Raw genomic sequence first — 26,954 nt, forward strand, 5'->3', positions numbered from 1 at the left:
GGGCATACCCTGACTTTAGAGCAACGAAGCCAGGCAACTCCTCGAAGGACACAGCCATGAGAGACGCAGTCATCGTCGAAGCGGTCCGCACACCCATCGGCAAGGGCAAGCCCACCGGCGCCCTGCACGGCATCCACCCCGCCGACCTGCTCGCCCACAGCCTGCGAGAAGTGGTGCGGCGCAGCGGAATCGACCCGATCCTCATCGACGACGTGATCGGCGGCGTGGTCACCGCCGTCGGCGAACAGGGCAGCAATCTCACCCGGCGCGCCGCACTCGCCGCCGGATACCCGGAATCGGTGCCCGCCACCACCGTGGACCGGCAGTGCGGCAGCAGCCAGCAGGCCATCCACTTCGCGGCCCAGGGCGTCATCGCCGGGGCCTACGACATCGTGGTCGCCGCCGGAGTGGAATCCATGAGCCGAGTTCCCATGGGCACCAACCTGATCGGAGCCGAAGACGTGAGCGGGCTCGGCTTCGCCGAACGGTATCCGGACGGGCTGGTGCCGCAGGGCATCAGCGCGGAACTCATCGCGGCACGGTGGCAGCTCAGCCGGACGCAGCTGGACGAATTCGCGCTTTCCAGCCACGAAAAGGCCGCTCGCGCAACGAAGAACGGGTCGTTCGAAGCCCAGATCGCGCCCATCGCAGGGGTGAGCCTCGACGAGGGCATCCGCGTCGGCAGCACACTGGAAACGCTCGGCGGATTGCGGCCCGCGTACTTCAGCGAGGAGATGGCGGCGCGGTTCCCGGAGATCGGCTGGAACATCACCGCCGCCAATGCCAGCCAGATCAACGACGGCAGCTCCGCGGTGCTCATCATGACCAGTGAACGCGCCGCCGAACTGGGATTGCGCCCGCTCGCCCGGGTGCACAGCTTCGCCGTCGCGGGCGACGACCCGCTGCTCATGCTGACCGCCGTCATCCCGGCGACCCGGAAAGTATTGCAGCGCGCCGGACTTCAGCTATCCGATATCGACCTCTTCGAAGTGAACGAGGCGTTCTCCTCGGTCGTGCTGGCCTGGGCCCACGACACCGGGGCCGACCTCGGCAAGGTCAATGTGCACGGCGGAGCCATCGCCCTGGGCCACCCCCTCGGCGCCTCCGGCGCACGGCTGGCCACCACCCTCGTCCACGCACTACAGGAAACCGGCGGGCGCTACGCGCTGCAAACCATGTGCGAGGCAGGCGGTCTCGCCAACGCCACCATCTACGAGCGGCTGTAACAGTGCTAAGAGACCGCCACCATCGCGACCAGTAGCCCGGCCAGCCACGAGAACGCCAGCATCGGAAACGCCAGCAGGGCTGTGGGCCACGCCCGCTGACCCAGCCGAATGGCATGCAGCGTCCACAGCGGCACCAGCATGAGCGTGGCGATGATCCCGAACCAGCCCACGGCGTACGCGAGCGGCAGGTACCGGTCCCGGCCCGTATCGGCCACGAGCGCACCGTATTCGGGCACGAGCAGGGCCGCGAACCAGGCCGCGCCGCACGCCAGCACGTAGATCACCGTGGCGACGACGAGATCCAGCGAGCGTCCAGGCGGACGCCACCACTCCACCATGTCTCCGGAATGCCCCGTAACGACCGCGGCCATTCACCACCGACCGGTCGGTGCTATCCCTTGTCCCGCAACCCTTTCAGCTCACCGCCCCATTCACCAGGAAGTACCCGGCCAGCCCCGCCACCACGATCACCGGAAACGCCACAGCCGTCCACAACCAGGCATTTCGTCGCGTCACCGCCGCCACCGAGGCCAGCACCAAAGCGGCCACCAACGCCAAAGAGATTCCGCCACCAGCGATCAACAACCCGAGCAAGCCCGACGTGGGCGGCCGGATCACATCGCACTGCACCGAGAAATCCCGCTTCGCCGTACACCGATTGTGAATCAGCCCCGACAGCTTCCCCAGCACCAGATACCCGAGCACGAACGCCGCCACCACGTCCGCGGCGTACACCGCCACCGCGATCAGCACATTGCGCTTCCGCAACGGCCCCGCACCGACGGCCACGCCACTGCCCGCCTCCGAGCCCTCCGGCACCGACAGCGGCCGCTTGGCGGTCTCGACATCGTCCTCGGTCAGAACCGACGTCCCACCGAAACTCCCCGCGCTGGAGCGGTTCTCCGCCCCGAACGGTTCCATCGACCCATCCGGCCCGAACGACCCGGCGGGCACAGCGAACTCACCCGACCGAGGCCCCATCGGCATCGGAAACTCGCCAGATCGCGGCCCCGGCTGCTCGTACGCGGGCGGGAAGAACCCCGAATCATGCTCCTGCCCAGTGCTTCCCGGCCGATACGGCGGTGCCGGGACACCCCGGCCCGACGGCTGCGCCGGAGCCGCCGGCTCCCGCCGCCCCGCCCCCGGCGATCCCGCGTCCCCCGGCCACTGCGAGCGCCCGGCGCCGCCCTGCCGATTCGACTGGCCGGGTGCGCCGGCCGAGGCGGGCTGCGCCGGAAATCCCTGGCCCGCTGTTGAAGTGGGTGCGTCAGGATTGCGCGCCCCCTCCTGGCCGCCGGGCCGATACTGCGGTGCCGGATCTCCCGGACCAGGTGCTCGCCCCGGAACCGGATGGTTCGGTCCGGAGGGCTGATCGTCGGGACCGCGCCCAGGACCACCCGATCCGAACGGTCGCGCGGGTCCCCCTGGAGCAGATGGCCGGCCCGCACCGCCGGGGCCGAACGACTGCGCGGGTCCACTCGATCCGTGCTGCGGCCCCGCACCGCCGGAACCGGTCGGTGGCAGCGGATTCCGCGACTGCGCCGCACCGGCCGGATCCCGGACCGGCCCCGGTCCCTCCGCGCCCGGCTCTCGTCGTGGTCCCGGCCCGCCCGGTTCGAATGGCCGGCCGGGTCCGGCCTGACCGAATGGCGACGGCGCTTCTCCCGCGCGCGGCGGCTGACCTGGATTGCGCGACTGACCCGGTCCGCCCGGAGCCGAGGGCTGGCTGGGTCCGCCCACGCCGGGTTGCCCGAAACCACCCGGCCCGGCCGGGGCAGGGCCGCGCGGGCCGGTGGGACCGCCCGGTGCGGGCGCTTGGCCCGGCCCGGCCGGGGGGTGCGGTGGCAGCGGGCCCGCGCCCTGCGGCTGGGCGGGGGGCGTGAAACCTGGTGGTGGGAGAGGGTTTCGCGGTTGCGAACCGACCGGTCCGGGCTGCGCGCCCGAGGCATCTCGGGCCGGTGCCTGGCGGTCGCGGTCGCGCGCTTGCCCGGCGTTGCCGGGCGGATTGTCCTGCGGGGCAGGTCCGCTCGATCCCGGCGGACGGCCCGGAGGTCCCGAATGTCCCGATCCCTGCGCGGGATTCGACTGCTCTCGATCCTTCGGCGGCATTGGTGGCTCCCCCTGTCCAGTGGTTCGCCCGGCCTCGTCGGGGCCATTGGGCGGCACCATGTTCCACGTCTGTGTCATGCCGCCCGGCGTCGGCGGGCGCGCCGGTTCCGGGGGCGGACCGGATTCCGGGGCGCGGCGTCCAGGCTGATCTGGCGAATTCATGGCGCTGGCTCCCCGGGTCGATCGATGCTTTCTCCGAATTCTCTCCGGGTGGGAGATCCAATGCCACTCCGATTCCCGCGCGGGCACGGTGAGTAGGGTCTCCGATGTGAGTGAGCGCGTGGATACGCCGGACTTCGCGGGCGCGGTCGTGTACGCCATTCCACTGCGGACGCGGTTCCGTGGAATCACCGTGCGGGAGGGGATGCTGATCCCCGGACCCGCAGGCTGGGGCGAGTTCTGCCCGTTTCCCGAGTACGACGATCGGGAGGCGGCGGGCTGGCTGGCGACCGCCGTCGAACAGGCCACGATCGGGTGGCCGCGGCCGGTGCGGGATCGAATCCCGGTGAACTGCATCGTGCCCGCCGTGGGGCCGGAGCGAGCGCGCGAGATAGTCGCCGCCTCGAGTTGCCGCACCGCCAAGGTGAAGGTCGCCGATCATCCGGACTCCCTCGGTGCAGACCTGGAGCGTGTCGCGGCGGTGCGCGACGCGCTCGGCCCGGACGGCGCGGTGCGCATCGACGCCAATGCGGTCTGGGATGTGGACACCGCCGTCGATCGGATCGAGCAGATCGACCGCGCCGCAGGCGGATTGCAGTACGTCGAACAACCCTGCCGCACCATCGAAGAGCTGGCCGCCGTGCGCCGACGAGTGGACGTCCCCATCGCCGCCGACGAATCCATCAGGCGCGCAGCGGATCCGATGCGCGTCGCCGTCGCGGGCGCGGCCGACATCGCCATCCTGAAATGCACCCCGCTCGGCGGCGTACGCCGCGCCCTCCAGGTGGCCGAGGCCGCCGCCCTCCCCTGCGTCGTCTCCTCGGCCCTGGAAACCAGTGTGGGCCTCGCCGCCCAGATCGCCCTCGCCGCAACCCTTCCCGACCTGGATTACGCCTGCGGGCTGGGCACCCTCTCGCTCTTCACCGCCGACGTGGTGACCGATTCCCTCCGCCCCGTCGACGGCTGGCTGCCGGTTCCGCAAACCCCACCGGAACCCGACCCGGAACTCCTCGCCCGATACCTGCATCCGGATCCGGAGCGCACCGAATGGTGGCGGCAGCGCCTCGACCGCGTCCGGAAACTGCTGGACTGAACGCTCAGATCCGGACGCCGCAATCGAACATGGTGGTGCGCATGAGAAGTGCGGCTTCGGGTCCGACCACGCCGTCCAGCAATTCCAGATAGCGGTCGCAGAATTCCGGACCGTGCGCCGCGGAGTCGCCGGGATTCGGGTCCAGGTGATGGGCGATCTCGTGCAGGACCACCAATTCTCGTAAAGCCCAGGCGGTTCCGCGCGCGTGCAGCGGGACCGCCAGAACCGCACCCTCGCATTCGTAATGCGCGGCTTTCGTTCCCGCGCGGGAGCGCACGGTGATCGGCGTGGCGGCCCGCTCCCAGCGGGCCCGGACCCAATTCAGCGCAAGCACTCGATTCACGTAGTCCTGAATGGAATCCACCGAGGCGAAACGCCGTTCTATCGGCAGCGTCAGCTGTGAGCCGTGCAGCTCGACTGTTCGCGCACCGAATTCGTCGGCGCGCTCGAACATTCCGCGCACGAGACCTTCCGCGTCATAAACACGCGAGCGCTGCGAATCACGAACCATCGGTCAATTTTGCTCGCGCGGCACCCAATTCAGGTGCGGTGCCGAGACGGGCGGCGCGACCCGCGCGATCACCGGCGCGGCGCGCGGCCGCCGAGTAACCGGCGGAAGCCTGCGGCCCGCGCCAGGTGCCGCGCGCCTCCGAGGTGGATTTGTAGAAGTCGGTGAGTTCGAGTTCTTTGTTGCGGAGGGCCAGAGCGGTACCGGCGGAGGCTTTTTCGGCGGGATCGGCGCGCACGGCCTCGGCCTCCACGTCGGCCTTCACTTCCGAGAGGCGGGCGCCGATGCGGGACGCGAAGGCCATCTGGAAATTCAGGCGGGCGGTCACCGCGGCGACAGGCGCTTGAACCTTGCGCTGCACCTTTCGGCCCCAGCGGGTTTCGGTCACCAGTTTCGGGGTGGTCGCGGTCTTGTACGACCCGGACTTGATGTACTGATCCGACGCGCGCACCATCTGCACCAGCAGGCTGGCGTACAGCGCCTCGCAGGTGTCGATGTCGGTGTCGAAACCGTAGGCGTACACCGTGGTCGAGGTGCGGGCGACGTCACAGCGGACGTCATTCGCGTGGGCTATGGCCACGAACAGTTGCACGTAGGTGCGCAGGCCCTTCTTGCCGGGCTCGCCGATGGGGATGACCCGCTGCACCGGGGTCGGGCGTTTCTCGCGATTGGCGATGTGCGAGCGCGCCACCGCCAGGTCGACGGAGGATCGCGTGGCCAGCCGTTGGGCGGCCGCCAGGAACGCCTCGGCTTCGTGCTCGTTGTCGGTCGACTCCGCCTGCCGCAGCAGTCCCCCGATGCGGGTCAGCATCTTGTCCTGAGAAGACATCGAGAACCAGGGTAACCACAACGAAGATCACCGCGCTCAGCTGCAACGAGCGAGGTAGTTGGGGCGCGAGGAACATCCACCATGTATCTTCCTGTGTGCAAACGGCTGAGTGTGCCGCCGCTCACGTCTCGACCCTGGAGTTTCCGCGATGGCTTTGAAGAAGGTGTCGTCCCTACGATCGTCGCTGGTGCCGCGAGCGGCCTTCGCGGCCGCCTCCGTGGCGCTGCTGACCGCGACGTTCGCGACCGCCTGTTCCAGTGACAGTGGCAGCAATGCCATTTCGCAGAACCTGACCGGGCGCGGGCCGATCACCTACGTCGAGGGCAAGGACACCACCGAAACCGGTGCGGTCAAGCAGCTCATCGAGCGTTGGAACGCCGCGCACCCGGACGAGAAGGTCACGTTCAAGGAGCAGTCGAACGACGCCTCCCAGCAGTACGACGACCTCAAGCAGCACCTGAAGGCCAAGTCGGCCGACTACGACGTGTTCGCCATGGACGTGCCGTGGACCGCCGAGTTCGCCGCCAGCGGCTGGATCCAGCCGCTGAAGGACTCCTTCGCGCTGGACACCGGCACCCTGCTGTCCCCGCCGGTGGAATCCGCCAAGTACAACGGCACCCTCTACGCCGCACCGCGCAACACCAACGGCGGCCTGCTGTACTACCGCAAGGACCTGGTCACCGAGGCCCCGAAGACCTGGACCGAACTGCTGGCCCAGTGCCCGAAGGCCAAGGAAGCCGGAATCGGCTGCTACGCGGGCCAGTTCGCGCCCTACGAGGGTCTGACCGTGAACACCGCCGAGGTCATCAACGCCTTCGGCGGCAGCTTCGTCGGCCCCGACGGCAAGACCCCGACCGTGGACTCGGCGCAGTCGCGCGCCGGCCTCGCGACCCTGGTGGACGCCTACAAGAACGGCGACATCCCGAAGGAAGCCATCTCCTTCAAGGAGCCGGAGTCGCAGAACGCGTTCGTGACCGGCAAGCTCATGTTCATGCGCGGCTGGCCGTCGTCCTTCGGTGACGCCGGATCCGACGCCTCGGCGGTCAAGGACCGTTTCGCGGTCGCCCCGCTGCCCGGCAAGGACGGCATCGGCGCCTCGACCCTGGGTGGCTACAACGCCGCCATCAGCGCGTACTCCAAGAACAAGGCCACCGCGCTGGACTTCCTGCGCTTCCTGATCAGCGAGGACGCCCAGCACATCATCGCCACCGGCGCGTTGCCGTCGGTTCGCGCGTCCGTGTACGACGACCCGGCGCTGATCGCCAAGATGCCGTACCTGCCCGCGCTCAAGGAATCCATCGCCTCCGCGGTGCCGCGACCGGTCACCCCGTTCTACGACGCGGTGTCGAAGGCCGTGACCGACAACGCCTATGCTGCGTTGACCGGCACGAAGTCCGTCGACGACGCCATCGTCGGGATGCAGAAGGGCATCGAAACCGCCGGATCTCGCTAGCCGACGGCCCGACCGCCCATCCCGTAGGAGAGAGAAACGGTGTCACGTCCTTCGGGAGCGACCGAGTTCGCGCCGCCCGACCTGACCGACATGAAACCGCAGTCCGCCCGACCCAAAGGCCGTGCCGCACTGAGCGACACGGCCAAGGGCTGGCTGTTCGTCACCCCCGTGCTGGTCGCACTGGCCGTGGTGATCGGCTATCCGGTCGGCCGGGCGCTGTACATGTCCTTCCAGAAGGACGCCGGACTCGACCCCGCCACCGGCATGTTCGTCGAGGGCGGCAGCGCCGGTTTCGACAACTTCAAGCACTGGCTGCTGCAGCAGTGCACGAACTCGCTCGGCGAGACCGTCAGCTGCCCGACCGGCAATCTCGGTTCGCAGTTCTGGCTGGCCATCGGGGTCACGCTGTTCTTCACCGTGATCACCGTCGCGCTCGAGGCCACCATCGGCCTCGGCATGGCCGTGATCATGGGCAAGACCTTCAAGGGCCGCGCCCTGCTGCGCGCCGCCGTGCTCATCCCGTGGGCCATCCCCACCGCCGTGACAGCGCGGCTGTGGGAGTTCATGTTCCAGTACGACGGCGTCGTGAACCGCATCTTCGGCACCCACATCCTGTGGACCGCCGACGAATGGCCCGCCCGTTTCGCCGTCATCGCCGCCGACGTCTGGAAGACCACGCCGTTCATGGCGCTGCTCATCCTGGCCGGGCTGCAGGTGATTCCGGAGGACGTGTACGAGGCCGCGCGCGTGGACGGCGCGTCCGCCTGGCAGCGGTTCTGGCACATCACCATGCCGCTGCTGAAACCCGCACTGCTGGTGGCGGTCCTGTTCCGCACCATGGACGCGCTGCGCATGTACGACCTGCCCGCGATCATGACGCAGTCGAACCCGAACACCCGCACCATCTCCATGCTGGTGGTGGATCAGGTGCGCCAGGGACCCAACAGCGCCTCGGCGCTGTCGGTGCTCACCTTCCTGCTCATCTTCGCCGTGGCCTTCCTGCTGGTGAAGGTGCTGGGCGCCAATGCGGTTCGCACCCAGGAAGAACAGCGGGAGGCGCACTGATGATGAGAAAGCTCGCCAGCGGGCGCGTCTACCTGGGCGCGCTGATCGTGCTGATCTGGGGACTCGGGCCGTTCTACTGGATGGTCGTGACCGCCTTCCGCGATCCCGACTACCAGTTCGAGAACACGCCGTGGTTCACCCACGTCACCTTCGAGAACTTCACCAATGCCTTCGACACCAGCCGCGGCAACGACTTCGGGAAGGCGCTGATCAACAGCGTCATCATCGGCACGTTCACCACGCTGGCGGCGCTGCTCATCGGCGTCATGGCGGCGTACGCGCTGGCGCGGCTCACCTTCAAGGGCAAGTACGTGGTGTCCGGGCTGATCCTCAGCGCGTCCATGTTCCCCGTGGTCGTGCTGGTGACTCCGCTGTTCCAGCTGTTCACCAATCTCGGGTGGATCGGCGAATACCAGGCCATGATCATCCCGAATATTTCGTTCGTGCTGCCCATGACGGTGTACATCCTGGCGTCGTTCTTCACCGAACTGCCGTGGGAGCTGGAGGAAGCCGCGCGCATCGACGGTGCGTCGCGATTCCAGGCGTTCCGGCTGATCATGCTGCCTTTGGCGGCGCCGGCCGTATTCACCACGGCCATCCTGGCTTTCATCGCCTCGGTGAACGAATATCTGCTGGCGCGACTGCTTTCCAGTGACAAGACCGAACCCGTGACCGTGGCCGTCGCGCGATTCTCCGGCAACAATCCGCTGGTGCAGCCGTATGCCGCGATCATGGCGGCGGGCACCATCGTGACGATTCCGCTGGTGATCATGGTGCTGCTGTTCCAGCGGCGGATCATTTCCGGTCTCACCGCCGGTGGCGTGAAGAGTTAGGAATACGGGGGCCGTGCTCCCGGCCTCGCTGTAGCCGAAAGCACGGCTGTCAATTGTCTCGTCGTGGCCCATGCGTCCATTAGCATGGGCCACGCCGCATTTCGGGCCGCGGCATTCCCCCGTACGCAAGGCTTTTTCGAACGCTCCGGAAGGAGATGCTCGTGAGCTCTTCCCGAAAACGGCAGCGTGGCGAACCGGCTCCGTACGCCACGATGGCCGGGTGGAACGAGCTCGCGGCCGCGAACTCCCGGCGGCAGCCTTCGCACAGCAGGCCCCGGCGACGTCAGAAACCGCCCAAAACGTCCAAGCGGCAGGAGGGTTCGCGGCGGCCGCGCGCCTCCCGGGGGCGACGGGTCTTACGGGTGTTCACCATGCTGTTCGTGATTTTCGCCGTGATCCCCGCGCTGCTCGTCGGCCTCGCGTACTGGAGCGCCGAGATCCCGGACCCGAATGCGGTGCAGACCAACCAGATCGCCACCATCCTCACCGCGGACGGCCAGAACGTCATCGCGAAAGTCGTTCCCCCGGAGGGCAATCGCGTCCCCGTCCCGCTCACCGACGTGCCCGAACCGGTGCGCCTGGCCATGCTCTCCGCCGAGGACCGCAACTTCTACACCAACCCCGGCTACTCCACCTCGGCCTTCGTCCGCGCCGCCCGCGACAACCTGATGGGCAAGGAGGACGCCGGCGGCGGCTCCACCATTACCCAGCAGTATGTGAAGAACGCCTTCCTCACCTCCGAGCGCACCATGAGCCGCAAGATGCGCGAACTCATCATCTCCGCCAAGATGGCGCGCCAGTGGAGCAAGGACGAGATCCTCGAGGCCTACTTCAACACCATCTACTACGGCCGTGGCGCGTACGGCATCTCGGCCGCCGCGCGCGCGTACTTCGCGAAATCCGTTCCGGAACTGACCCTCGCCGAGGGCGCGGTGCTGGCCGCCGTGGTGCGCACCCCGTCCATCCTCGACCCGGAAACCCACCTGGACGCCCTGCAGAGCCGCTGGCACTACGTACTCGACGGCATGATCGAAATGGGCGTGCTGAACCGCTCCGAGCGCGCCGCCACCCAGTTCCCCACCATCGTGCCGGTCACCGAGGTCGCCGATACCGCCCCGCGCGGCCCGGAGGGCCTGATCCGCGCCCAGGTGCTGCGCGAACTGCGCACCTCCGGCATCAGCGAGCACGAGTTGAACACCGGTGCGCTGCAGATCTTCACAACCATCGACACCCGCGCCCAGCAGGCCGCCCTCGACGCCGTCGGCGACAACCTCGACGGCCAGCCGACCGAACTGCGCACCGCGGTGGTGTCCATCGATCCGCGCTCGGGCGCGGTGCGCGCCTACTACGGCGGCCCCGACGGCATCGGCTTCGACTTCGCGCAGGCCCCGCTGCAAACCGGTTCGGCCTTCAAGACTTTCGCGGTGCTGGCGGCCCTGCAGCAGGGCATCTCGCTGTCCTACAAGATCGACAGCGGTCCCATCACCGTCAATGGCGAGAAGATCCAGAACGTGGGCGGCGAGACCTGCGGCACCTGCCCGCTGTCCGAGGCGTTCAAGCGCTCGCTCAACACCAGCTTCTACCGGCTCAGCCAGGCCCTGTTCGAAGGCCCCAAGGCCATCGCCAACGCGGCGCACCAGGCCGGCATCCCGGAATCGATTCCGGGCGTGGGCAAGACGCTCACCGAGGAGGGCGGGCCGCCGCTGCCCGCCATCGTGCTCGGCGCGTACTCCGTGCGCCCCATCGACATGGCCTCGGCCTACGCCACCCTCGCCGCCTCCGGCGTGTACCACGAACCCTATTTCGTGCAGAAGGTCGTGACCGGCGACGGCCGGGTGCTGCTGGACCGCGGTGAACCGGGCCGCGGCGAACAGCGCATCCAGTCCACTGTCGCCGATACCGTCACCTCGGCCATGCAGCCCATCGCCGCCTACTCCAACGGCCACGCCCTGGCCGGGAACCGGCCGTCCGCGGCCAAGACCGGCACCACACAGCTCAACGACACCGACAGCAACAAGGACGCCTGGATGGTCGGCTTCACGCCTTCGCTGTCCACCGCCGTCTGGGTGGGAACCGAACAGTCCCAGCCGATTCGGACCGCGCGCGGTTCCTCGATCTACGGATCGATGCTGCCCGCCGACATCTGGAAGGCCACCATGGACGGCGCGCTGGAAGGCACTCCGGTGGAACAGTTTCCGAGTCCCGCACCGATTGCCGGAGCGCCGCCCGCCGACGGCAATTGGGACATTCTCAATCCCGGAAACGGCGCGCAGCAGGATCCCGTCGTGGTGATTCCGCCCGCACCGGAGCCCAAGCAGGTCGAGATCTTCCCCGGCCTGTCCATACCGGTTCCGGGTTAGCCGGAAGGCAGCTGTTGATCATGAATCAGCACTACCCGACCCATCCGAGCCCGGCTGTGGATATTGTGGAATCCGCCACCGATGCCAGCGACTCCGGGCAACGGTGGCAGGATGCGGGTGAGAGCAGGGTGGGGTCGGAGACAGCACGAGACTTAGGGGCGACGCCGGTGGATTTCCATGTCGTTGAACGCCACGAGACGCTGGTGGCCGGAACGGTGCTACGCAGCCCGGCACTCGCGGTCGAGGGACCGCGCCGTGTGAAGGTCGAGGAAGCCTGGAAGCGCAACCTCTCGCGCACGCTTCCCGGACCGCCCGCGACCGCCTATGTGGATCACGCGCCGGAGATCGGCTCGTACCTGACCCACATCGTCGGGTACCGCTGCCGCAGCCTGGACGACCTCGTGGCCGGCGATGTCCTGGCCCGCATACCGGCCGGCAAGTTCGCCCTGTTCACCCGCAGCGGCGACAATCTGGGCGACACCATCGCCTCCATCTGGCGCACGGTGTGGGATCTGGAAGCATCGGGCACGCTGCAGCGCGCCTACACCGGGGATTTCGAGCGGTACCCGGATTCCCGGACCGTGGAGGTTTACGTCGCGCTGGATACGAGCGCGGAGGGGTAGGGGCAGAAGTGGACTTCGAAATCATCACCATGGATCCGTTCCTGGTCGGCGGGCTGACCATCCCGCTGGCCGGGCGCGAGGTCACCGCCCGTGACCTGGACCTGGTCAACTTCACCTGGGACCGCTACCTGGCACGGGAGAAGAAGGTCGAGCGGGTGGCGGCCTACATCGGGCAGAACGATCACGCGGTCGCGGTGCTCGGCTACGAGCTGAAGAGCCTCGACGATCTGGACTACGGTGACGTGCTCACCCGCATCCCGGCGGGCCGCTACGCGAAATTCGTTGTCTCCGACAAGCCTTACGACCTGCTGCGCACCGCGTGGGCCAAGGTCGCCAAGGCGGAGAACGCGGGCACCATCACGCGCAGCCACACCGCGGAGATCGAGCGCTACACCGGGCCCACCTCGGTCGAGGTCTACGTCTCGCTCGACTGACCCCGTCATCCCGGCACGTTTTTGGCCGGGATCCACACCCGCAGTGCCCCAACAGGTTTCGTCATTCCGGCCACAAGCACGCCGGAATGACGAAATGGAGCCTCCCACAATGCGAAAGCCCGGCCGGAGCATCCCCGGCCGGGCTTCCCTCATCCATGCGCCGAATTACTCCGCGTCGATGATGAACGCCTCGAGCTGGGCGCGGGCGATATCGTCGGCGATCTGCTTCGGCGGGGACTTCATCAGGTAGGCCGAGGCCGGGATGACGGGTCCGCCGATGCCGCGGTCCTTGGCGATCTTCGCGGCGCGCACGGCGTCGATGATGATGCCGGCCGAGTTCGGCGAGTCCCACACCTCGAGCTTGTACTCCAGGTTCAGCGGCACGTCACCGAAGGCGCGACCCTCGAGGCGGACGTAGGCCCACTTGCGGTCGTCGAGCCACTCGACGTAGTCCGACGGGCCGATGTGCACATTGCGGTCGTGCACCTTGCCCGCCAGCGGACCCTCGAGGTTGGAGGTCACGGCCTGGGTCTTGGACACCTTCTTGGACTCCAGGCGATCACGCTCGAGCATGTTCTTGAAGTCCATGTTGCCGCCGACGTTCAGCTGGTAGGTGCGGTCCAGCGTGACACCGCGGTCCTCGAACAGCTTGGCCATGACGCGGTGCGTGATGGTCGCGCCGACCTGCGACTTGATGTCGTCGCCGACGATCGGCACACCGGCATCGGTGAACTTCTTGGCCCACACCGGATCCGAGGCGATGAACACCGGCAGCGCGTTGACGAAGGCCACGCCCGCGTCGATGGCGCACTGCGCGTAGAACTTGTCGGCCTCCTCCGAACCCACCGGCAGGTAGGACACGAGGACATCGACCTTGGCATCCTTGAGCGCCTGCACGACGTCGACCGGCTCGGCATCCGACAGCTCGATGGTCTGCGCGTAGTACTTGCCGATGCCGTCCAGCGTCGGACCGCGCTGCACGGAGATGCCCGACGGCGGCACGTCGGAGATCTTGATGGTGTTGTTCTCGCTGGCGAAGATCGCGTCGGCCAGGTCGAAGCCGACCTTCTTGGCGTCGACGTCGAACGCGGCGACGAACTTCACGTCGCGGACGTGGTAGGGACCGAACTTGACGTGCATGAGACCCGGCACGGTCGAGTCAGCGTCGGCGTCCTTGTAGTACTGCACGCCCTGGACCAGGGAAGAAGCGCAGTTGCCAACGCCGACAATGGCCACCCGTACTTCGGTGTTGATGTCACTCATGGCCGATATTTCCCTCTTTCTGTGGTGCCGCCTTCGTCGATTGCTCCGCAGCAATCAACTCGTTGAGCCAGCGCACTTCGCGCTCGCTTGATTCGAGACCGAGTTGATGGAGCTGGCGGGTGTAGCGATCCAGCTGCCCGCTGGCTCGTTTGATCGCCTCCCGCAGTCCTTCTCGGCGCTCCTCGACCTGTCGCCGCCTGCCCTCCAGGATTCGCATCCGCGCTTCCGCGGGGGTGCGGCTGAAGAAGGCGAGATGAACGCCGAAGCCGTCGTCGGTGTAGTTCTGAGGTCCGGTATCCGCGAGCAATTCGTTGAACCGCTCCCGGCCGGTGTCTGTGAGGTTGTAGACCCGCCGCGCCCGGCGCGTGGCCAGACCCAGCGGTGCTTCCTCGGCGATGAGGCCGTCGGCCTGCATGCGCCGCAGGGTCGGATACAGCGACCCATAGGAGAAGGCACGGAACGGACCGAGCAGGCCGGTGAGGCGTTTGCGCAGTTCATATCCGTGCATCGGAGATTCGAGGAGCAGCCCGAGGATTGCCAACTCGAGCACCGGGCCTCACCTCCCTGACTGTTCTCTACAGACCTAACCGATGGATGCAGCTCCAAACTATATCGCCGCGATATAAACGCGCTACATTTCGACCCCCGTGGGAACCCTGAGAGTTCATCCGGGGAGTGCAAGGGTCGTACCCCCGCAAGTACTCTGGGTCGCGTGCGAATACAGCGGCAGGTAGTGGACTATGCGCTCCGGCGCCGGTCGCTGCTGGCCGACGTCTATGCGGGCCGGGTGGCGGTCGCCGAGGTGTGCGATGCGAATCCCTACCTGTTGCGTGCGGCCAAATTTCACGGCCGCGGGAGCGAGGTCACATGCCCGATCTGCAGGAAAGAGCAGTTGACCCTCGTATCCTGGGTCTTCGGCGACGGGCTGGGGCCCGCCGCCGGCTCCGCCCGCACACCCGAGGAGTTGCTTCGGATGGCCGAGGCTCGCGAAGAGTTCTCGGTTCACGTCGTGGAGGTGTGCCGGACCTGCAGTTGGAATCACCTGGTGCAGTCCTACGTGCTGGGCCACGCGCCCGCGCCGACGGGACGCCGCCGCACCGGGACCCGGCGTTCCGCCGCCGAGTGAAAGGCCACGCAGACTGCTGATCCGCGGGCGCGTGCGTGCCCGCAGCGGTGAACGTGACCGCGTCGAGCCATCAGGACCGTATTTCGAGTAGTTATTGGAGAGCCAGGCTGTGAATTCGCCCTATGACGACGGACCGCGCGGCGGCCGCCCCCGTGGCGGTTCGCAATCCGGCCCCGGCGGCTACCCGCCGCCTCGACCGGCAGGCCCGCCGCCCGGCGCACGACAGCCCGGTGGCCCAGGACCCGTTCCCGGCGGCGCGCCACGGCGCGGCCCGGCGCAGAACGGCCCCGGCGGGCTGCCGCCACGCGGCCCGCAGCCCGGCCGCACTCCCCTACCTCAGGGCGGACGCGCCGGTGACGCACCGCGCCGGCCCGCGCCGCAGGGCGGTCAGCCCGGGGGCGTAGGCCCCGGCGGCACCCGCAAGCTACCCCATCCGGCCGCGAATACCGGTGGGCGACAGGCGGTTCCGGAGCACATCCAACGGGCCGCCACCTCCGATCGCGCCCAGCGCGCCGCCGAATCCGGCCGCCGCGCGGGCACCGCGACCCGGCCGCGCCCGGCCGACGACCGCACCCGCCCGCCGTCGGGCGCGCAGCCGGCGTCCCGGCGGCCGCAGGGCGACGCTCCGGCGGGTCCGCCGCCGCGTCGGCCCGGTGGCGGGTCCGGCGGGTCGGGTGGTTCCGGCCGCGGGCCGGGCGGCAAGAAGAAGACCTCGCCGTGGAAGATCATCCGGCGGGTCTGCTACATCACGCTGGCGCTGTTCATCATCGCGCCGAGCACCGTATTCCTGATCGCCTACTCGACGGCCACCGTGCCCAAGCCGGGCGACCTGAAGACCAACCAGGTGGCATACATCTACGCCGCCGACGGCACCACCGTGCTGTCGAAAATCATTCCGCCGGAAGGCAATCGGACCGATGTGACCATCGATCAGATTCCGCCGCAGGTGCGCAACGCGGTCATCGCGGCCGAGGACCGGTCCTTCTACACCAACCCGGGCTTCTCGATCAGCGGCTTCATCCGCGCGCTGTGGCGCAATGTGCGCGGCGTCGAGGACGCCGGTGGTGGTTCGACCATTACGCAGCAGTACGTCAAGAACGCCATGGTCGGTAACGAGCACTCGCTCAACCGCAAGCTCAAGGAGCTGGTGATCTCGGCGAAGATGGCGCGGCAGTGGTCCAAGGACGACATCCTCACCGCCTACCTGAACACCATCTACTTCGGTCGTGGCGCGTACGGCATCGACGCCGCGTCCAAGGCCTACTTCGGCAAGCCGGTCGGCGAGCTGAACGTCGCCGAGGGCGCGGTGCTCGCGGCGGTCATCCAGCAGCCGTCCAACCTGGACCCGGAGAAGAACCCGACGGGCGCCAAGGACCGCTGGAACTACGTGCTCGGCGGCATGGTCGACATGGGCAACCTGTCCGCGCAGGACAAGGCGAGTATGCAGTTCCCGCAGGTGATTCCGGCCGCGGACGCCGCGGGCGAGAACACCACCGACAACGGTCCCGAGGGCCTGATCAAGCGGCAGGTGCTCAAGGAACTGACGGCGGCGGGCATCTCCGAACGCCAGCTCAACACCGAGGGTCTGTCCATCACCACCACCATCGATCCCACCGCGCAGCAGGCCGCGGTCGACGCGGTGGCCAAGTACATGGACGGCGAGCGCGAGAACCTGCGCACGGCAGTGGTTTCCGTCGATCCGAAGTCCGGCGCGGTGCGCGCCTACTACGGCGGCAACGACGGTTCGGGCTTCGACTTCGCCAATGCCGGTCTGCCGGCGGGTTCCTCGTTCAAGGTGTTCGGCCTGGCCGAGAACCTGGAGCTGGGCAAGCCGCTGTCGACGCTGTACGACTCGGGTCCGGTCTCGGTGAACGGCATCAAGATCACCAACGTGGAGGGCGAGCAGTGCGGTAACTGCACCATCGCCGAAGCGCTCAAGCGCTCGCTGAACACCAGCTTCTACCGCATGATGCTCGACATGCCGGGCAACGGCCCGCAGAAGATCGCCGACATGGCGCACAAGCTCGGCATCCCGGAAGAGATTCCGGGCGTGGGCAAGACGCTCACCGAGCCGGACGGCAGCGGCCCCAACAACGGTGTCGTGCTGGGCCAGTACCAGGTGCGGCCGCTCGACATGGCTTCCGCGTACGCCACCCTGGCGGCCTCGGGCGTCTACCACGCACCGCACTTCGTGCAAAAGGTCGTGGCCTCCGACGGCAGCGTGCTGCTGGACCGCGGCGAGGTCGCCGGCGAACAGCGCGTGTCGGCGGCGGTGGCGGACAACGTGACCGCGGCCATGAAGCCCATCGCGGCCTGGTCGCGCAACCACAATCTGGCCAACGGTCGCGAATCCGCGTCCAAGACCGGCACCCATCAGCTCGGCGACACCGGCAACAACCGTGACGCCTGGATGGTCGGGTACACGCCGTCGCTGTCCACCGCGGTGTGGATCGGCACCGAGCAGGGTGATCCGATCCTGACCCCGGGCGGCGGCCTGATCTACGGTTCCGGCCTGCCCTCCGACATCTGGAAGGCCACCATGGACGGCGCGCTGAAGGGCACGCCGAACGAGACCTTCCCGAAGCCGGGCGCCATCGGCGGCCAGGCGGGCGTGCCGTCCTGGTCCGCGCCGTACACCGCGCCGTCGAGCACCGCGCCGACCATCGCACCGCCGGTGATCACGCAGAGCCAGGTCGAGATCCTGCCGGGCATCACCATCCCGGTTCCCGGTCTCGCGCCGCAGAATCAGCAGCAGCGGCAGACCGAGGACGAGGACAGCGGCGGCAACACCGGTCCCATGCCGGGCCAGCCGGTCGCACCGTCCGACGGGTCACCGCTGACCACCACGCGACCCGCGCCCACCACCGCCAACAGCGGCGGTGGCACCGGGAACGGGAATGGCAACGGCAACGGGTCACCGCGGTCTCGGTAGCCTTCTGCCGTGATCGAGCAGGAACTGGAACACCGGCCGGCCGCCGCGGGCGCGCCGGCCGGTGCCACGGTGGGGACAGGGGAATCGGTGACCGAAGACGCTGGTGCGGCACGCGATTCGGGTGAACCACACGATTCCGCGGACCTGTACGTCTCGCCCGCACCGCTCGCCGCGGATCAGCGGTCGCTGGACGACCGCGACGAACCCAGCCGCACCGACACCCTGACCGCGCAGCTGTGCACGCTCGTCGGCGGACCCGTCGGTGACCACGCGCTGATCGGCCGGGTGCGGTTCTGGACACCCATGCGCGTCATGATGGCGTTCGCGCTGCTGTTCCTGGCCTTCGGCTGGTTCGGCAAGGCCGGCTGCATCCAGCAGACCCGCGACGCCGACGGCCTCATGAGCCTGGACTGGAACAACGGCCGGCAATACGTGGCCATGTGCTACTCCGACACCGTGCCGCTGTACGGGGCCGAACACCTCAACGAGGGCGCCTTCCCGTACAAGAAGCAGTGGACCGACTTCGACAGCGACGGCCGGCCGCAGGTGCGGTACATGGAGTATCCGGTGCTGTCCGGGCTCTACCAGTACGGGGCCATGGGAATCGCCAAGGTGTGGAAGGCTTCTCCGCTGCCCGGCGGGCTTGAGGTCGTCATCTACTTCAATGTGGTGGCGATCGGACTGGCCATGGCGTGGCTGGTGACGGTGTGGGCGTCGGCGCTGCTGGCGGGCCGCCGCATCTGGGACGGGGCGCTGATCGCGCTGTCGCCACTGGTGGCGGTGCACGCCTTCACCAATTTCGACGCTCTCGCAACGGCTTTCGCCGCCGGAGGGCTGCTGGCGTGGGCGCGGCGACGCCCGGTGCTGGCGGGCGTGCTGCTCGGGCTGGGCGGGGCGGCGAAACTCTATCCGCTGCTGCTGCTCGGCCCCATCCTCATCCTGTGTCTGCGCGCCCACTGGCAGGAACCCCCACCCAGTGACGGGGGCCGGGGGCAGAGCCCCCGATTCCGGGGGTCCGGGGGCGGAGCCCCTGGGAGTACTCTGCGCAGCGCCGGGTACACCATCGCGGCGACGGCGGTGACCTGGCTGGCGGTGAACGCGCCTATCGCCATCCTGTACCCGAACGGGTGGTGGGAGTTCTTCCGGCTCAATACCGAACGGCACGCCGACCCGGATTCGATCTACAACGTGATCACCTCGTTCACCGGATGGGGCGGCTTCGACGGACCGCTGAACCCGGGTGAGACGCCGTCGATTCTGAACCTGGTGTCACTGCTGCTGTTCCTGGCCGCCTGCGCCGGAATCGGCTGGATCGGCCTGACCGCCGCACGCCGACCACGCCTGGCGCAGTTGGCTTTTCTGGTGGTGGCGGCCTTCCTGCTCACCAACAAGGTGTGGAGCCCGCAGTATTCGCTGTGGCTGGTGCCGCTGGCCGTGCTCGCACTGCCGCAGCGACGAATCCTGTTGGCGTGGATGACGATCGACGCCCTGGTGTGGGTGCCGCGCATGTACTACTACCTCGGCACCGACCGCAAGGGCCTGCCGGAGGAATGGTTCACGGGCACAGTGGCTCTCCGCGATATCGCGGTAATCGCACTGTGCGTCCTGGTGATCCGGCAGATCTACCGGCCCGCCGAGGACGTGGTGCGCCGCGACGGCCAGGACGATCCGTCCGGCGGCGTGCTGAACCACGCCCCCGATCCCGAAATCCCGTGGCTCCCACCGGCACTGCGCCCCCGCGCGGTGGCCGCCGCAACCTGAGCGGCAGAAAACCTTTCGTCATCCCGGCGCGTTTTTGGCCGGGATCCATACTGTCGACGCGGACGCCATGACAGTGTGGATCCCGGCCAAAAGCATGCCGGGATGACGAGCGGTCATGCCGGGATGACGAGGGCGGTCAGGAGACGAAGCGGCCGAGCTGCGGTAGCGCCTCACCCGGATGCTTGGCCTGGAAGCCTTCGCCGATGGCCTCCATCTTCCAGACGCCCCCCGCGCCGTCGCGCGAGAGCTTGGCCATGGCCATGGCCGTGGTGGGCGTGCCGCCGTCGAGGGTGTAGCGGGCCAGCTCGGCATTGCTGGTGCCATCGACCAAGCGGCAGAACGCATTCGCGACCTGCTGGAAGGTATGGCCCTTGTAGGAGGTCACCATGAACAGCAGGGTGGTGACGTGCGAGGGCACCCGGGTGAGGTCGACGAGAATGACCTCGTCGTCGCCCGCGCCCTCACCGGTCAGGTTGTCGCCCTGATGGCGCACCGAGCCGTCCTTGGAGGAGAGCGCGCCGTAGTAGACGACGTCGACCGGACTCATATCGGCGAACAGCGCCACCGACGCATCCAGATCGATGTCCACGGCCCGGTTTCCGAACATCCCGCCGCGCTTGACCGGATCCCAGCCGAGACCCATCTTCACGTAGGTGAGCGAGCCGCCGCCCTCCTTGCGGAGGTTGACGCGCTGCCCCTTCACCAGGCTGACGGTCTGGCCACCGGCCGGCAGGTCACGATCCCCGGCGGGCGCGGGCTGCCCGTAGCCCGGTCCCCCGGCAGGCGGGTAACCGGCCTGCGGCGGGTACTGGCCGCCGGGCGGCGGCGGATAGCCCTGTCCGCCGGGCTGATTCGGCGGCGGATACCCACCACCCGGCCCGTATTGCCCGGTGGGCGGCGGCGGATAACCACCGGTCGGCGCGTACTGGTCGCCGGGGCCGGGCTGGCCGTAGCCCGGCGCGGGCGGCGGGTACCCCGGTCCCCCGGCGGGCGGATAACCCTGTCCGCCAGGCTGATTCGGCGGCGGGTAGGCACCCTGGCCACCGGGCGGCGGCGGGTAGCCCCCCGCCGGTGCGGCCGGCTGCGGCGGTGCGGGCTGCTGCGCGGCGGGCTGCGGGGATTCGTTCACCGAGACGCCGTGATCGGTGACCAGTGCCGCGAATCCGCCCGCGTAGCCCTGGCCGACCGCGCGCACCTTCCAGCTGCCCTGCCGCCGGTACAACTCCAGTGCGATGACGATGGATTCGCTGCTGAGCCCCTCGACCCGGTACTCGAACAGCACATTGCCGCTGCCGTCCGCGATGCGGGCGGTGGGTGCGGGGATCCGGCCGAAGTTGTTGCCCGGATCGTCGAGGGTGATGACCGCGCGAATCTGCGCGATATCGGCCGGCACCCCCGGCAGCGAGACCACCAGTGCGGCGGGCTGTCCGGGCGAGGGCTGCAGATGCACCCCGGGCCCGCTGGGCTGATTGAAGAAGACGAAGTCGGCGTCCGAGCGCACCTTGCCGTTCTCGGTCACCAGGAGCGCGGAAAGGTCGGCGGGAGCGGCGATCTCCACGCTGATCACCACGTCGTTCACGTCGAGAGGGCCGTTCTGGCCCTTCACCAGTGCTGTGGACAAGGCTGACCCTTCACTCTCGCCGATGTTGTCGTGGCCCACTCTACGAGAAAACAACGACACCAGCGGGCGGCCGCATCGGTTAGGGTGGCGGCAAAGTTCGAGTGCAAGGCGACAGATGGCGCAGCTTTTCGAGAAATCGAAGAAGGTGATCGAGGCTCAGCTCGCGGGGACAGGTGTCCGCGCGATCTCCGGGTCCATGGTCGCCTATGAAGGCAATGTTCAGTTCAAGAGCGCCGGTTTCGGCGGGGGTGACGGGGTGCTGGCGGGCTTGAAGCGCCGCGCCACCGGCGAATCGCTGTCGCTAATGGAGTGCAACGGCCACGGCAAGGTCTACTTCGCCGTGAACGGCCAGAACGTCACCGTGGTGGATCTGAACAACGAGACCCTGCAGGTGGAGTCGCAGCAGTTGCTGGCGTTCGCCGGAAACCTGCGCAGCAGTGTGTCTTTCGCGGGCCTGCGCGGGGCGACCACGGGGGCCGGGCTGTTCACCACCACGGTCACCGGCGTCGGCCAGGTGGCGCTGCTGTCGGCGGGCGGCCCGCTCATCCATCTCGAGGTGTCCCCGCAGTTCCCGCTGGTGGTGGATCCGGACGCGTTCGTGGCGGCGCGCGGCAATCTGAATCAGTCCTTCGTCACCGACGTGTCGTGGCGCGATGCCATGGGTCAGGGCGGTGGTGAGGCGTTCTCGCTGCGCTGGGACGGGCAGGGCGTCGTGCTCATCCAGCCCGCGGAGCGGTAGGGGGACAGCGTGTTCGAACAGGTCAACAGCAAGGTCGTGAAGGTGAACGTGGGCCAGGCGGGCGGCGTGGTCGCCCGCACCGGCGCCATGCTGTTCTACACCGGCGACGTGTCCTTCGCCCCGCATCAGGTGCCGGGCGCGAACCAGATGGGCGGCATGGGCGGTCTCGCCCGCATGGCCGGTCGCATGATGGCCGGTGAGCACGAGCGCACCATGCTGGCCACCGGAATGGGCGAGGTGCACTACGGTTTCGCGGGTCTGGAGACCCAGGTGGTGCACATGCAGCCCGGTGCGTTGCTGCGCGTGGAGGCGTCGCGGCTGCTCGCCAATACCGCGCATCTGCAGAGTTCCATTGTCTCCGTGGCCAGTTCGGGCGGCGGCGGGGGCGGGCGCGGCGGCGGCCTGATGGGCGCGATCCGCGGCGCCGCCACCGGAGTGCTCACGGGCGCGGGCATGTTCACCACGCAGCTGTCCGGTCAGGGCAGTGCGGTGCTGCTGGGTCACGGTGGTTTCCTCGAACTCCAAGTGGGCGGCCAATATCCGGTGGTGGTCGACCCGCAGGCGTTCGTGGCCGCCTACGGCAATGTGCAGACGGAATTGAAATCGGCGCTGAGCTGGCGGGACGCGGTGGGCAAGGGCTCGGGTGAGGCCATGCAGCTGCACTGTGTCGGGCAGGGCGTGGTGTACGTGCAGGCCAGCGAGGAGAAGCTGTGACTCAGATTCTGAATCCGATGAATCTCGGTGACAGCGACAATGTTCCGGGCAACGACTACGCGTACTGCATCGATCTGCGCAAGCCGTGGTTCATGCGCAAGGGCGCGATGATCGCCTACTACGGGCAGATGCAGTTCAACGCGCTCTCGCACGGCCTGCACGGCGGGCTCATGCACATGGTGGCGCAGCAGTTCTCGGCGCCGCTGTTCTCCGGCGACTACGTGGTGGCCGAGGGCCAGGGCAAGCTGATCATCGGCGACCGCGGCTACAACATCAATTCCTTCGACCTGGACAATGGCAATCTGACCGTGCGCGCGGCGAATCTGCTGGCGTTCGAGCCGGAGCTGGCGTTGAAGCAGTCGATCGTGCCGGGCTTCCTGACGCTCATCGGCACCGGCCGGTTCCTGGCCTCCTCGAACGGCCCGGTCATCTTCGCCGAGCCGCCGTTGCGGGTGGATCCGGAATCGCTGGTGGGCTGGGCGGATTGCCCGTCGCCGAGTCATCATTTCGATCAGCGCTGGGTGTCGAGTTTCCTGGCGGCGGGCGCGGCGCGCTTCGGCGTGAATTCCGGCGAGGAACGCCAATTCGATTTCACCGGTGCCGGAACCGTGCTCATCCAGTCGAGTGAGAAGGTGCTCGACGACGCGCATCTGGTGCGCACCATCGAGGGCCAGTTGCAGACCGGCATCACCCCGCCGGGCTTGCAGCGCTTGCAGGGCGTGATCATGCAGCAATTACAGGGCCAGCAGCAGAACTATTGAGCTGCGGACCCCACAACGGGGGCCGGGGGCAGCGCCCCCGATTCCGGGGGTCCGGGGGCGGAGCCCCTGGGAGAAACACTGCCAGCAAATGCTCAGCATTCACCGGTCGGCCGCTCCCCCGTGGCAGGATCGGCCTCGTGAGCGACGGTGAGGTTGATCCCGCGGAAGCGCACGAACAGTATCTTCGAGCCTTCCGGCATCCCGCCGTGTCCCGCGACCAGCTCGAGCATCTGCTCGACGCGGTGAACGGATTCCTCGACACCATCACGCCCAAGGATGGCGAGTTCGTGCCGAACGGCGGCTGGGCGCCGGAATCCACGGCCATGGCCTTCCAGATCGGCCGGGCCGTCGAGCAGGTGCTGGCCGAACGCAAGTCCGCCGAGCGAGAGGTGCAGCACCGGCGCGATATTCGCGATCGCCTGGTCGCGGCGCTCGATGCCGTGCTGGACTGTCTGCGCACCCTGCCCGATCTGGCCGAGGCCGAGATCTCGCTCGGCACAACGGCTGTCAACGAGGGCTTCCAGGTGTTCGAGGACGGCTCGGTGCGCACCACGCCGATGCAGGAGGCGCACGCCGACCTCGGGGCCCTGGAAATGCGGCGCGCGGAACTGGACGAGCAGATGACGGCCGCGGTCACCCGGCGCACCGAACTCGTGGACGACACCACCGATCTTGTCCGGGAACGCCTCGGCGTGGCCGACGTGGGCATTCCGTGGGTGATCCTGGAGGCCACGCAGGGCGGCCTGGACATCTCCGAGCCGTTCGAATTCGCCGCGCACCACCTGCCCTCGGGTGAGTTGCGCGAGCTCATGGTGCAGCTCGTCACCGATATCGAACTCGCGCGATCCCTGGAGGACGGCGCTCCCGAATAAGAACGGTGGTTCACCCACCCTCCGCACCCGAAAAGTCCGAAATCTCGGGCGGACCGGGGACGGGGGTGTCACTCTGACCTGTGAACCCTTACGGCCTTGCGAGGGGAGTTCTCGGTGAAAAAGCTGATCAACGATCCGGGCGAGGTGGTGGACGCCGCCCTTGCGGGCCTGGCGGCAGCCCATCCCGACCTGCGGGTCGACGCCAAACAGCGCATCGTGGTGCGCGCGGACGCACCGGTCGCGGGCAAGGTCGGGCTGGTCTCCGGCGGCGGCTCCGGGCATGAACCGCTGCACGCCGGATTCGTCGGCCACGGCATGCTCGACGCGGCCTGCCCGGGCGAGATCTTCACCTCCCCGGTCCCCGATCAGATCCTGGCCGCCACCACCGCCGTCGACGCGGGCGCGGGCGTACTGCACATCGTGAAGAACTACACCGGCGATGTCATGAACTTCGAGATGGCGGCGGAACTGGCCGCCGACTCCGGCGTCGAGGTGCTGCCGGTGGTGGTGAACGACGATGTGGCGGTACAGGACAGCCTCTACACGGCCGGTCGGCGCGGCGTCGGCGCCACCGTGATTGTCGAGAAAATGGCCGGGGCCGCCGCCCAGCAGGGCAGGCCGCTGGCCGAGGTCGCCCGCATCGCGGAAAAGGTGAACGCCGAATCCCGCAGCATGGGAATGGCTCTCACCTCGTGCACCACCCCCGCCGCCGGGCGGCCGACCTTCGATCTCGGCGAGCACGAGATGGAGATCGGCATCGGCATCCACGGCGAACCCGGCCGCATGCGCGTACCGCTGGCCGCCGCGCACGAGGTGGCGGCCATGCTGGTCGAGCCCATCCTCGCGGATCTGCCGTTCTCCCAGGGGGATCGGGTGCTCTGCTTCCTCAACGGCATGGGCGGCACCCCGCTGCTCGAGCTGTATCTCATGTTCGACGAGGTGTCGCGCATCCTGCGCGGGCACGGCGTCGAGATCGAACGCGCTCTGGTCGGCCCCTACATCACCGCCCTGGAGATGGCCGGCTGCTCGGTGACCCTCACCCGGCTCGACGAAGAAATGACCACGCTGTGGGACGCGCCCGTGCGGACCCCGGCCCTCCGATGGGGAATGTGATGACGGCCATCGACGCCGCGGCCTGGATCCGCGCCTTCGCCGCCCTGGTAACCGAACGCATCGCGGAGCTCACCGCGCTCGATTCCGCCATCGGCGACGCCGACCACGGCGCGAACATGAAGCGCGGTCTGGACGCGGCCGTTGCGGCCCTGCAGGATTCGACCGCGAGCGGACCGGCCGCCATCTGCAAGCAGACCGGGACGGTGCTGGTCTCCACGGTCGGCGGGGCCAGCGGCCCGCTGTACGGCACGTTCTTCCTGCGCTGCGCTCCCATGCTCGAAAACGGCACGGACATAGCCACTTTCGCCAAGGCGTTCCGCACCGGGGTGGAGGCGGTGGCCGAGCGCGGCAAGGCCGTGCCCGGCGACAAGACCATGATCGACGCCCTGCTGCCCGCCGCCGACTGCCTCGACAAGCAGGTGGCGGTGGGCTCGTCCCCCGTCACCGCCCTGGAAGCCTCGGTGGCCGCCGCCGACAAGGGCCGGCGCGCCACCCAGCCCCTGCAAGCCCGCAAGGGCCGCGCCTCCTACCTGGGCGAACGCAGTATCGGCCATATAGATCCGGGCGCCGCGAGCGCGGTCCTGCTGGTGCGAGCAGCCCGGCAGGCGCTGCGTTGATCGGCCTGGTGGTCGTCTCGCACAGTCGCGCCCTGGCCACCGCGGCGGTGGATCTGGCCACCGCCCTGCTGCCGAATCCGCAGGCCCGCATAGTGATCGCGGCGGGCCTGAGCGAAACCGCCTACGGCACAGACGCCGTCGCGGTGGCCACCGCGATCAAGGCCGCCGACTCCGGCGACGGCGTGCTGATCCTCATGGATCTCGGCAGTGCGGTGCTGTCCGCCGAAACCGCCCTGGACCTGCTCGATTCACCGCATCGAGTACGGCTGTGCGGCGCGCCCCTGGTGGAGGGCCTGGTCGCCGCACTGGCAGCAGCCGACGGCGGCGCCGACCTCGACAAGGCGGCCCACGAAGCCGACCGGGCCCTGGACGGCAAGCGGGCGCAACTCGGTGAACCACCAACGCCCCCAAGGGAAGAACAGTCGAACGACGCGACGACACCGATGCGGGCGACCGTCACGGTGACCAATGAGCACGGCCTGCACGCCCGGCCGGCGGCCGAATTGGTCTCCGCGCTGCGGGATCTCGACGCGGACATCCAGCTGCGCAATGCCACCACCGGAACCGGCCCCGTTCCCGGCGACAGCCTGACCCGCGTGCTCACCCTGGGCGTGCTGCCCGGCCACCAGCTCGAAATCTCGGCCGACGGCCCCGATTCCGCAACCGCGATGGAGCGCATCCGCGCCGTGGTCTCCAGCCCCTAGCCGTGGTCTCCAGCCCACAGAAAGTACAACCCCGTCATC

25 protein-coding genes are annotated in these 26,954 nt (G+C 68.4%); 18 read left to right on the top strand and 7 right to left on the bottom strand.

All coding sequences use genetic code 11. The annotated features are described in order from the left end of the window. Positions 1-56 precede the first annotated feature (56 nt). A complete protein-coding gene (locus H0264_RS00545) occupies positions 57-1,226 on the top strand; it encodes a thiolase family protein (RefSeq protein ID WP_181582133.1) in 1,170 nt (389 codons plus the stop codon). 5 nt (positions 1,227-1,231) lie between these two features. On the opposite strand, the gene H0264_RS00550 is transcribed toward H0264_RS00545, so the two are convergent. Both H0264_RS00550 and H0264_RS00555 read right to left on the bottom strand, forming a co-directional pair. After that, on the bottom strand, positions 1,232-1,597 hold the full coding sequence (locus H0264_RS00550; protein ID WP_181582134.1) for a hypothetical protein: 366 nt from the start codon (positions 1,595-1,597) through the stop codon (positions 1,232-1,234). Between the two features lie 43 nt (positions 1,598-1,640). Then, positions 1,641-2,147: a hypothetical protein gene (locus H0264_RS00555; RefSeq protein ID WP_181582135.1), complete on the bottom strand. Its 507-nt coding sequence runs from the start codon at positions 2,145-2,147 to the stop codon at positions 1,641-1,643. A 1,456-nt stretch (positions 2,148-3,603) separates the two neighbouring features. Between H0264_RS00555 and H0264_RS00560 the strand changes: the two genes are divergently transcribed. Then, positions 3,604-4,587, top strand: coding sequence for an o-succinylbenzoate synthase (locus H0264_RS00560; protein WP_244976076.1), 984 nt, complete (start codon positions 3,604-3,606; stop codon positions 4,585-4,587). Positions 4,588-4,591: 4 nt separating this feature from the next. On the opposite strand, the gene H0264_RS00565 is transcribed toward H0264_RS00560, so the two are convergent. Both H0264_RS00565 and H0264_RS00570 read right to left on the bottom strand, forming a co-directional pair. Further along, positions 4,592-5,098: a TIGR04338 family metallohydrolase gene (locus H0264_RS00565; protein ID WP_181582137.1), complete on the bottom strand. Its 507-nt coding sequence runs from the start codon at positions 5,096-5,098 to the stop codon at positions 4,592-4,594. Beyond that, positions 5,088-5,924, bottom strand: coding sequence for a DUF2786 domain-containing protein (locus H0264_RS00570; RefSeq protein WP_231083731.1), 837 nt, complete (start codon positions 5,922-5,924; stop codon positions 5,088-5,090). Before H0264_RS00570 ends, H0264_RS00565 begins: the two co-directional genes overlap by 11 nt. A gap of 148 nt (positions 5,925-6,072) precedes the next feature. Here H0264_RS00570 and H0264_RS00575 point away from each other — a divergent pair, with 148 nt between their 5' ends. The 6 genes from H0264_RS00575 (at position 6,073) to H0264_RS00600 (ending at position 12,692) form a co-directional block, all read left to right on the top strand. Continuing rightward, positions 6,073-7,377: an ABC transporter substrate-binding protein gene (locus H0264_RS00575; RefSeq protein ID WP_181582138.1), complete on the top strand. Its 1,305-nt coding sequence runs from the start codon at positions 6,073-6,075 to the stop codon at positions 7,375-7,377. A 90-nt stretch (positions 7,378-7,467) separates the two neighbouring features. After that, the gene (locus tag H0264_RS00580; protein ID WP_181585189.1) at positions 7,468-8,442 is read left to right on the top strand and encodes a carbohydrate ABC transporter permease; all 975 of its coding nucleotides are present in this window, start codon (positions 7,468-7,470) and stop codon (positions 8,440-8,442) included. Then, the gene (locus H0264_RS00585) at positions 8,442-9,275 is read left to right on the top strand and encodes a carbohydrate ABC transporter permease (protein WP_181582139.1); all 834 of its coding nucleotides are present in this window, start codon (positions 8,442-8,444) and stop codon (positions 9,273-9,275) included. The genes H0264_RS00580 and H0264_RS00585 overlap by 1 nt, the downstream gene beginning before the upstream one ends. Positions 9,276-9,430: 155 nt before the next feature. Next, positions 9,431-11,635, top strand: a complete 2,205-nt coding sequence (locus H0264_RS00590) for a transglycosylase domain-containing protein (protein ID WP_181582140.1) — start codon at positions 9,431-9,433, stop codon at positions 11,633-11,635. A 20-nt stretch (positions 11,636-11,655) separates the two neighbouring features. After that, positions 11,656-12,258 carry a GyrI-like domain-containing protein gene (locus tag H0264_RS00595; RefSeq protein ID WP_231083734.1) on the top strand — a complete coding sequence of 201 codons (603 nt, stop codon included), beginning with the start codon at positions 11,656-11,658 and terminating at the stop codon, positions 12,256-12,258. An 8-nt stretch (positions 12,259-12,266) separates the two neighbouring features. Further along, positions 12,267-12,692: a GyrI-like domain-containing protein gene (locus H0264_RS00600; protein ID WP_181582141.1), complete on the top strand. Its 426-nt coding sequence runs from the start codon at positions 12,267-12,269 to the stop codon at positions 12,690-12,692. Between the two features lie 165 nt (positions 12,693-12,857). Here H0264_RS00600 and H0264_RS00605 read toward each other — a convergent pair whose 3' ends face one another. Both H0264_RS00605 and H0264_RS00610 read right to left on the bottom strand, forming a co-directional pair. After that, positions 12,858-13,955: an inositol-3-phosphate synthase gene (locus tag H0264_RS00605; RefSeq protein WP_181582142.1), complete on the bottom strand. Its 1,098-nt coding sequence runs from the start codon at positions 13,953-13,955 to the stop codon at positions 12,858-12,860. Continuing rightward, positions 13,948-14,505 (bottom strand): PadR family transcriptional regulator, encoded by a 558-nt coding sequence (locus tag H0264_RS00610; protein ID WP_181582143.1) that lies wholly within the window; start codon positions 14,503-14,505, stop codon positions 13,948-13,950. The genes H0264_RS00605 and H0264_RS00610 overlap by 8 nt, the downstream gene beginning before the upstream one ends. Before the next feature lie 162 nt (positions 14,506-14,667). On the opposite strand from H0264_RS00610, the gene H0264_RS00615 reads away from it, so the two are divergent. The 3 genes from H0264_RS00615 (at position 14,668) to H0264_RS00625 (ending at position 19,774) form a co-directional block, all read left to right on the top strand. Further along, the gene (locus H0264_RS00615; protein ID WP_181582144.1) at positions 14,668-15,081 is read left to right on the top strand and encodes a DUF5318 domain-containing protein; all 414 of its coding nucleotides are present in this window, start codon (positions 14,668-14,670) and stop codon (positions 15,079-15,081) included. A gap of 724 nt (positions 15,082-15,805) precedes the next feature. After that, on the top strand, positions 15,806-18,013 hold the full coding sequence (locus H0264_RS00620; RefSeq protein WP_244976320.1) for a transglycosylase domain-containing protein: 2,208 nt from the start codon (positions 15,806-15,808) through the stop codon (positions 18,011-18,013). 144 nt (positions 18,014-18,157) lie between these two features. Continuing rightward, on the top strand, positions 18,158-19,774 hold the full coding sequence (locus H0264_RS00625; RefSeq protein WP_181585191.1) for a glycosyltransferase family 87 protein: 1,617 nt from the start codon (positions 18,158-18,160) through the stop codon (positions 19,772-19,774). Positions 19,775-19,910: 136 nt separating this feature from the next. Here H0264_RS00625 and H0264_RS00630 read toward each other — a convergent pair whose 3' ends face one another. Further along, positions 19,911-21,395, bottom strand: coding sequence for a TerD family protein (locus tag H0264_RS00630; protein ID WP_181582146.1), 1,485 nt, complete (start codon positions 21,393-21,395; stop codon positions 19,911-19,913). Positions 21,396-21,510: 115 nt separating this feature from the next. Here H0264_RS00630 and H0264_RS00635 point away from each other — a divergent pair, with 115 nt between their 5' ends. The 7 genes from H0264_RS00635 to dhaM all read left to right on the top strand — a co-directional run bounded on the left by H0264_RS00635 (position 21,511) and on the right by dhaM (position 26,915). Continuing rightward, complete coding sequence (locus H0264_RS00635) at positions 21,511-22,134, top strand: AIM24 family protein (protein WP_181582147.1); 624 nt, start codon at positions 21,511-21,513, stop codon at positions 22,132-22,134. Positions 22,135-22,143: 9 nt separating this feature from the next. Continuing rightward, a complete protein-coding gene (locus tag H0264_RS00640; protein WP_181582148.1) occupies positions 22,144-22,848 on the top strand; it encodes an AIM24 family protein in 705 nt (234 codons plus the stop codon). After that, on the top strand, positions 22,845-23,609 hold the full coding sequence (locus H0264_RS00645) for an AIM24 family protein (RefSeq protein ID WP_181582149.1): 765 nt from the start codon (positions 22,845-22,847) through the stop codon (positions 23,607-23,609). Before H0264_RS00640 ends, H0264_RS00645 begins: the two co-directional genes overlap by 4 nt. A 137-nt stretch (positions 23,610-23,746) precedes the next feature. Then, complete coding sequence (locus H0264_RS00650; RefSeq protein WP_181582150.1) at positions 23,747-24,481, top strand: hypothetical protein; 735 nt, start codon at positions 23,747-23,749, stop codon at positions 24,479-24,481. Positions 24,482-24,595: 114 nt separating this feature from the next. After that, complete coding sequence (gene dhaK, locus H0264_RS00655) at positions 24,596-25,594, top strand: dihydroxyacetone kinase subunit DhaK (protein WP_181582151.1); 999 nt, start codon at positions 24,596-24,598, stop codon at positions 25,592-25,594. After that, positions 25,594-26,211 (top strand): dihydroxyacetone kinase subunit DhaL, encoded by a 618-nt coding sequence (dhaL, locus tag H0264_RS00660; RefSeq protein WP_181582152.1) that lies wholly within the window; start codon positions 25,594-25,596, stop codon positions 26,209-26,211. Before dhaK ends, dhaL begins: the two co-directional genes overlap by 1 nt. Next, positions 26,208-26,915: a dihydroxyacetone kinase phosphoryl donor subunit DhaM gene (dhaM, locus tag H0264_RS00665; RefSeq protein ID WP_181582153.1), complete on the top strand. Its 708-nt coding sequence runs from the start codon at positions 26,208-26,210 to the stop codon at positions 26,913-26,915. Before dhaL ends, dhaM begins: the two co-directional genes overlap by 4 nt. The last annotated feature ends 39 nt before the right edge of the window (positions 26,916-26,954 follow it).

The sequence above is a fragment of the Nocardia huaxiensis genome (assembly GCF_013744875.1).
In the GTDB taxonomy this organism is placed as follows: Bacteria; Actinomycetota; Actinomycetes; order Mycobacteriales; family Mycobacteriaceae; genus Nocardia; species Nocardia huaxiensis.

Coding starts and splice junctions, on each gene's coding strand:
- H0264_RS00595 (WP_231083734.1), top strand. CDS start 11,656: ATGAATCAGCACTACCCGACCCATCCGAGCCCGGCTGTGGATATTGTG.
- H0264_RS00590 (WP_181582140.1), top strand. CDS start 9,431: ATGCTCGTGAGCTCTTCCCGAAAACGGCAGCGTGGCGAACCGGCTCCG.
- H0264_RS00575 (WP_181582138.1), top strand. CDS start 6,073: ATGGCTTTGAAGAAGGTGTCGTCCCTACGATCGTCGCTGGTGCCGCGA.
- H0264_RS00605 (WP_181582142.1), bottom strand. CDS start 13,955: ATGAGTGACATCAACACCGAAGTACGGGTGGCCATTGTCGGCGTTGGC.
- H0264_RS00585 (WP_181582139.1), top strand. CDS start 8,442: ATGATGAGAAAGCTCGCCAGCGGGCGCGTCTACCTGGGCGCGCTGATC.
- H0264_RS00555 (WP_181582135.1), bottom strand. CDS start 2,147: ATGGAACCGTTCGGGGCGGAGAACCGCTCCAGCGCGGGGAGTTTCGGT.
- H0264_RS00580 (WP_181585189.1), top strand. CDS start 7,468: ATGAAACCGCAGTCCGCCCGACCCAAAGGCCGTGCCGCACTGAGCGAC.
- H0264_RS00635 (WP_181582147.1), top strand. CDS start 21,511: ATGGCGCAGCTTTTCGAGAAATCGAAGAAGGTGATCGAGGCTCAGCTC.
- H0264_RS00550 (WP_181582134.1), bottom strand. CDS start 1,597: ATGGCCGCGGTCGTTACGGGGCATTCCGGAGACATGGTGGAGTGGTGG.
- H0264_RS00565 (WP_181582137.1), bottom strand. CDS start 5,098: ATGGTTCGTGATTCGCAGCGCTCGCGTGTTTATGACGCGGAAGGTCTC.
- dhaL (WP_181582152.1), top strand. CDS start 25,594: ATGACGGCCATCGACGCCGCGGCCTGGATCCGCGCCTTCGCCGCCCTG.
- H0264_RS00545 (WP_181582133.1), top strand. CDS start 57: ATGAGAGACGCAGTCATCGTCGAAGCGGTCCGCACACCCATCGGCAAG.
- H0264_RS00570 (WP_231083731.1), bottom strand. CDS start 5,924: ATGTCTTCTCAGGACAAGATGCTGACCCGCATCGGGGGACTGCTGCGG.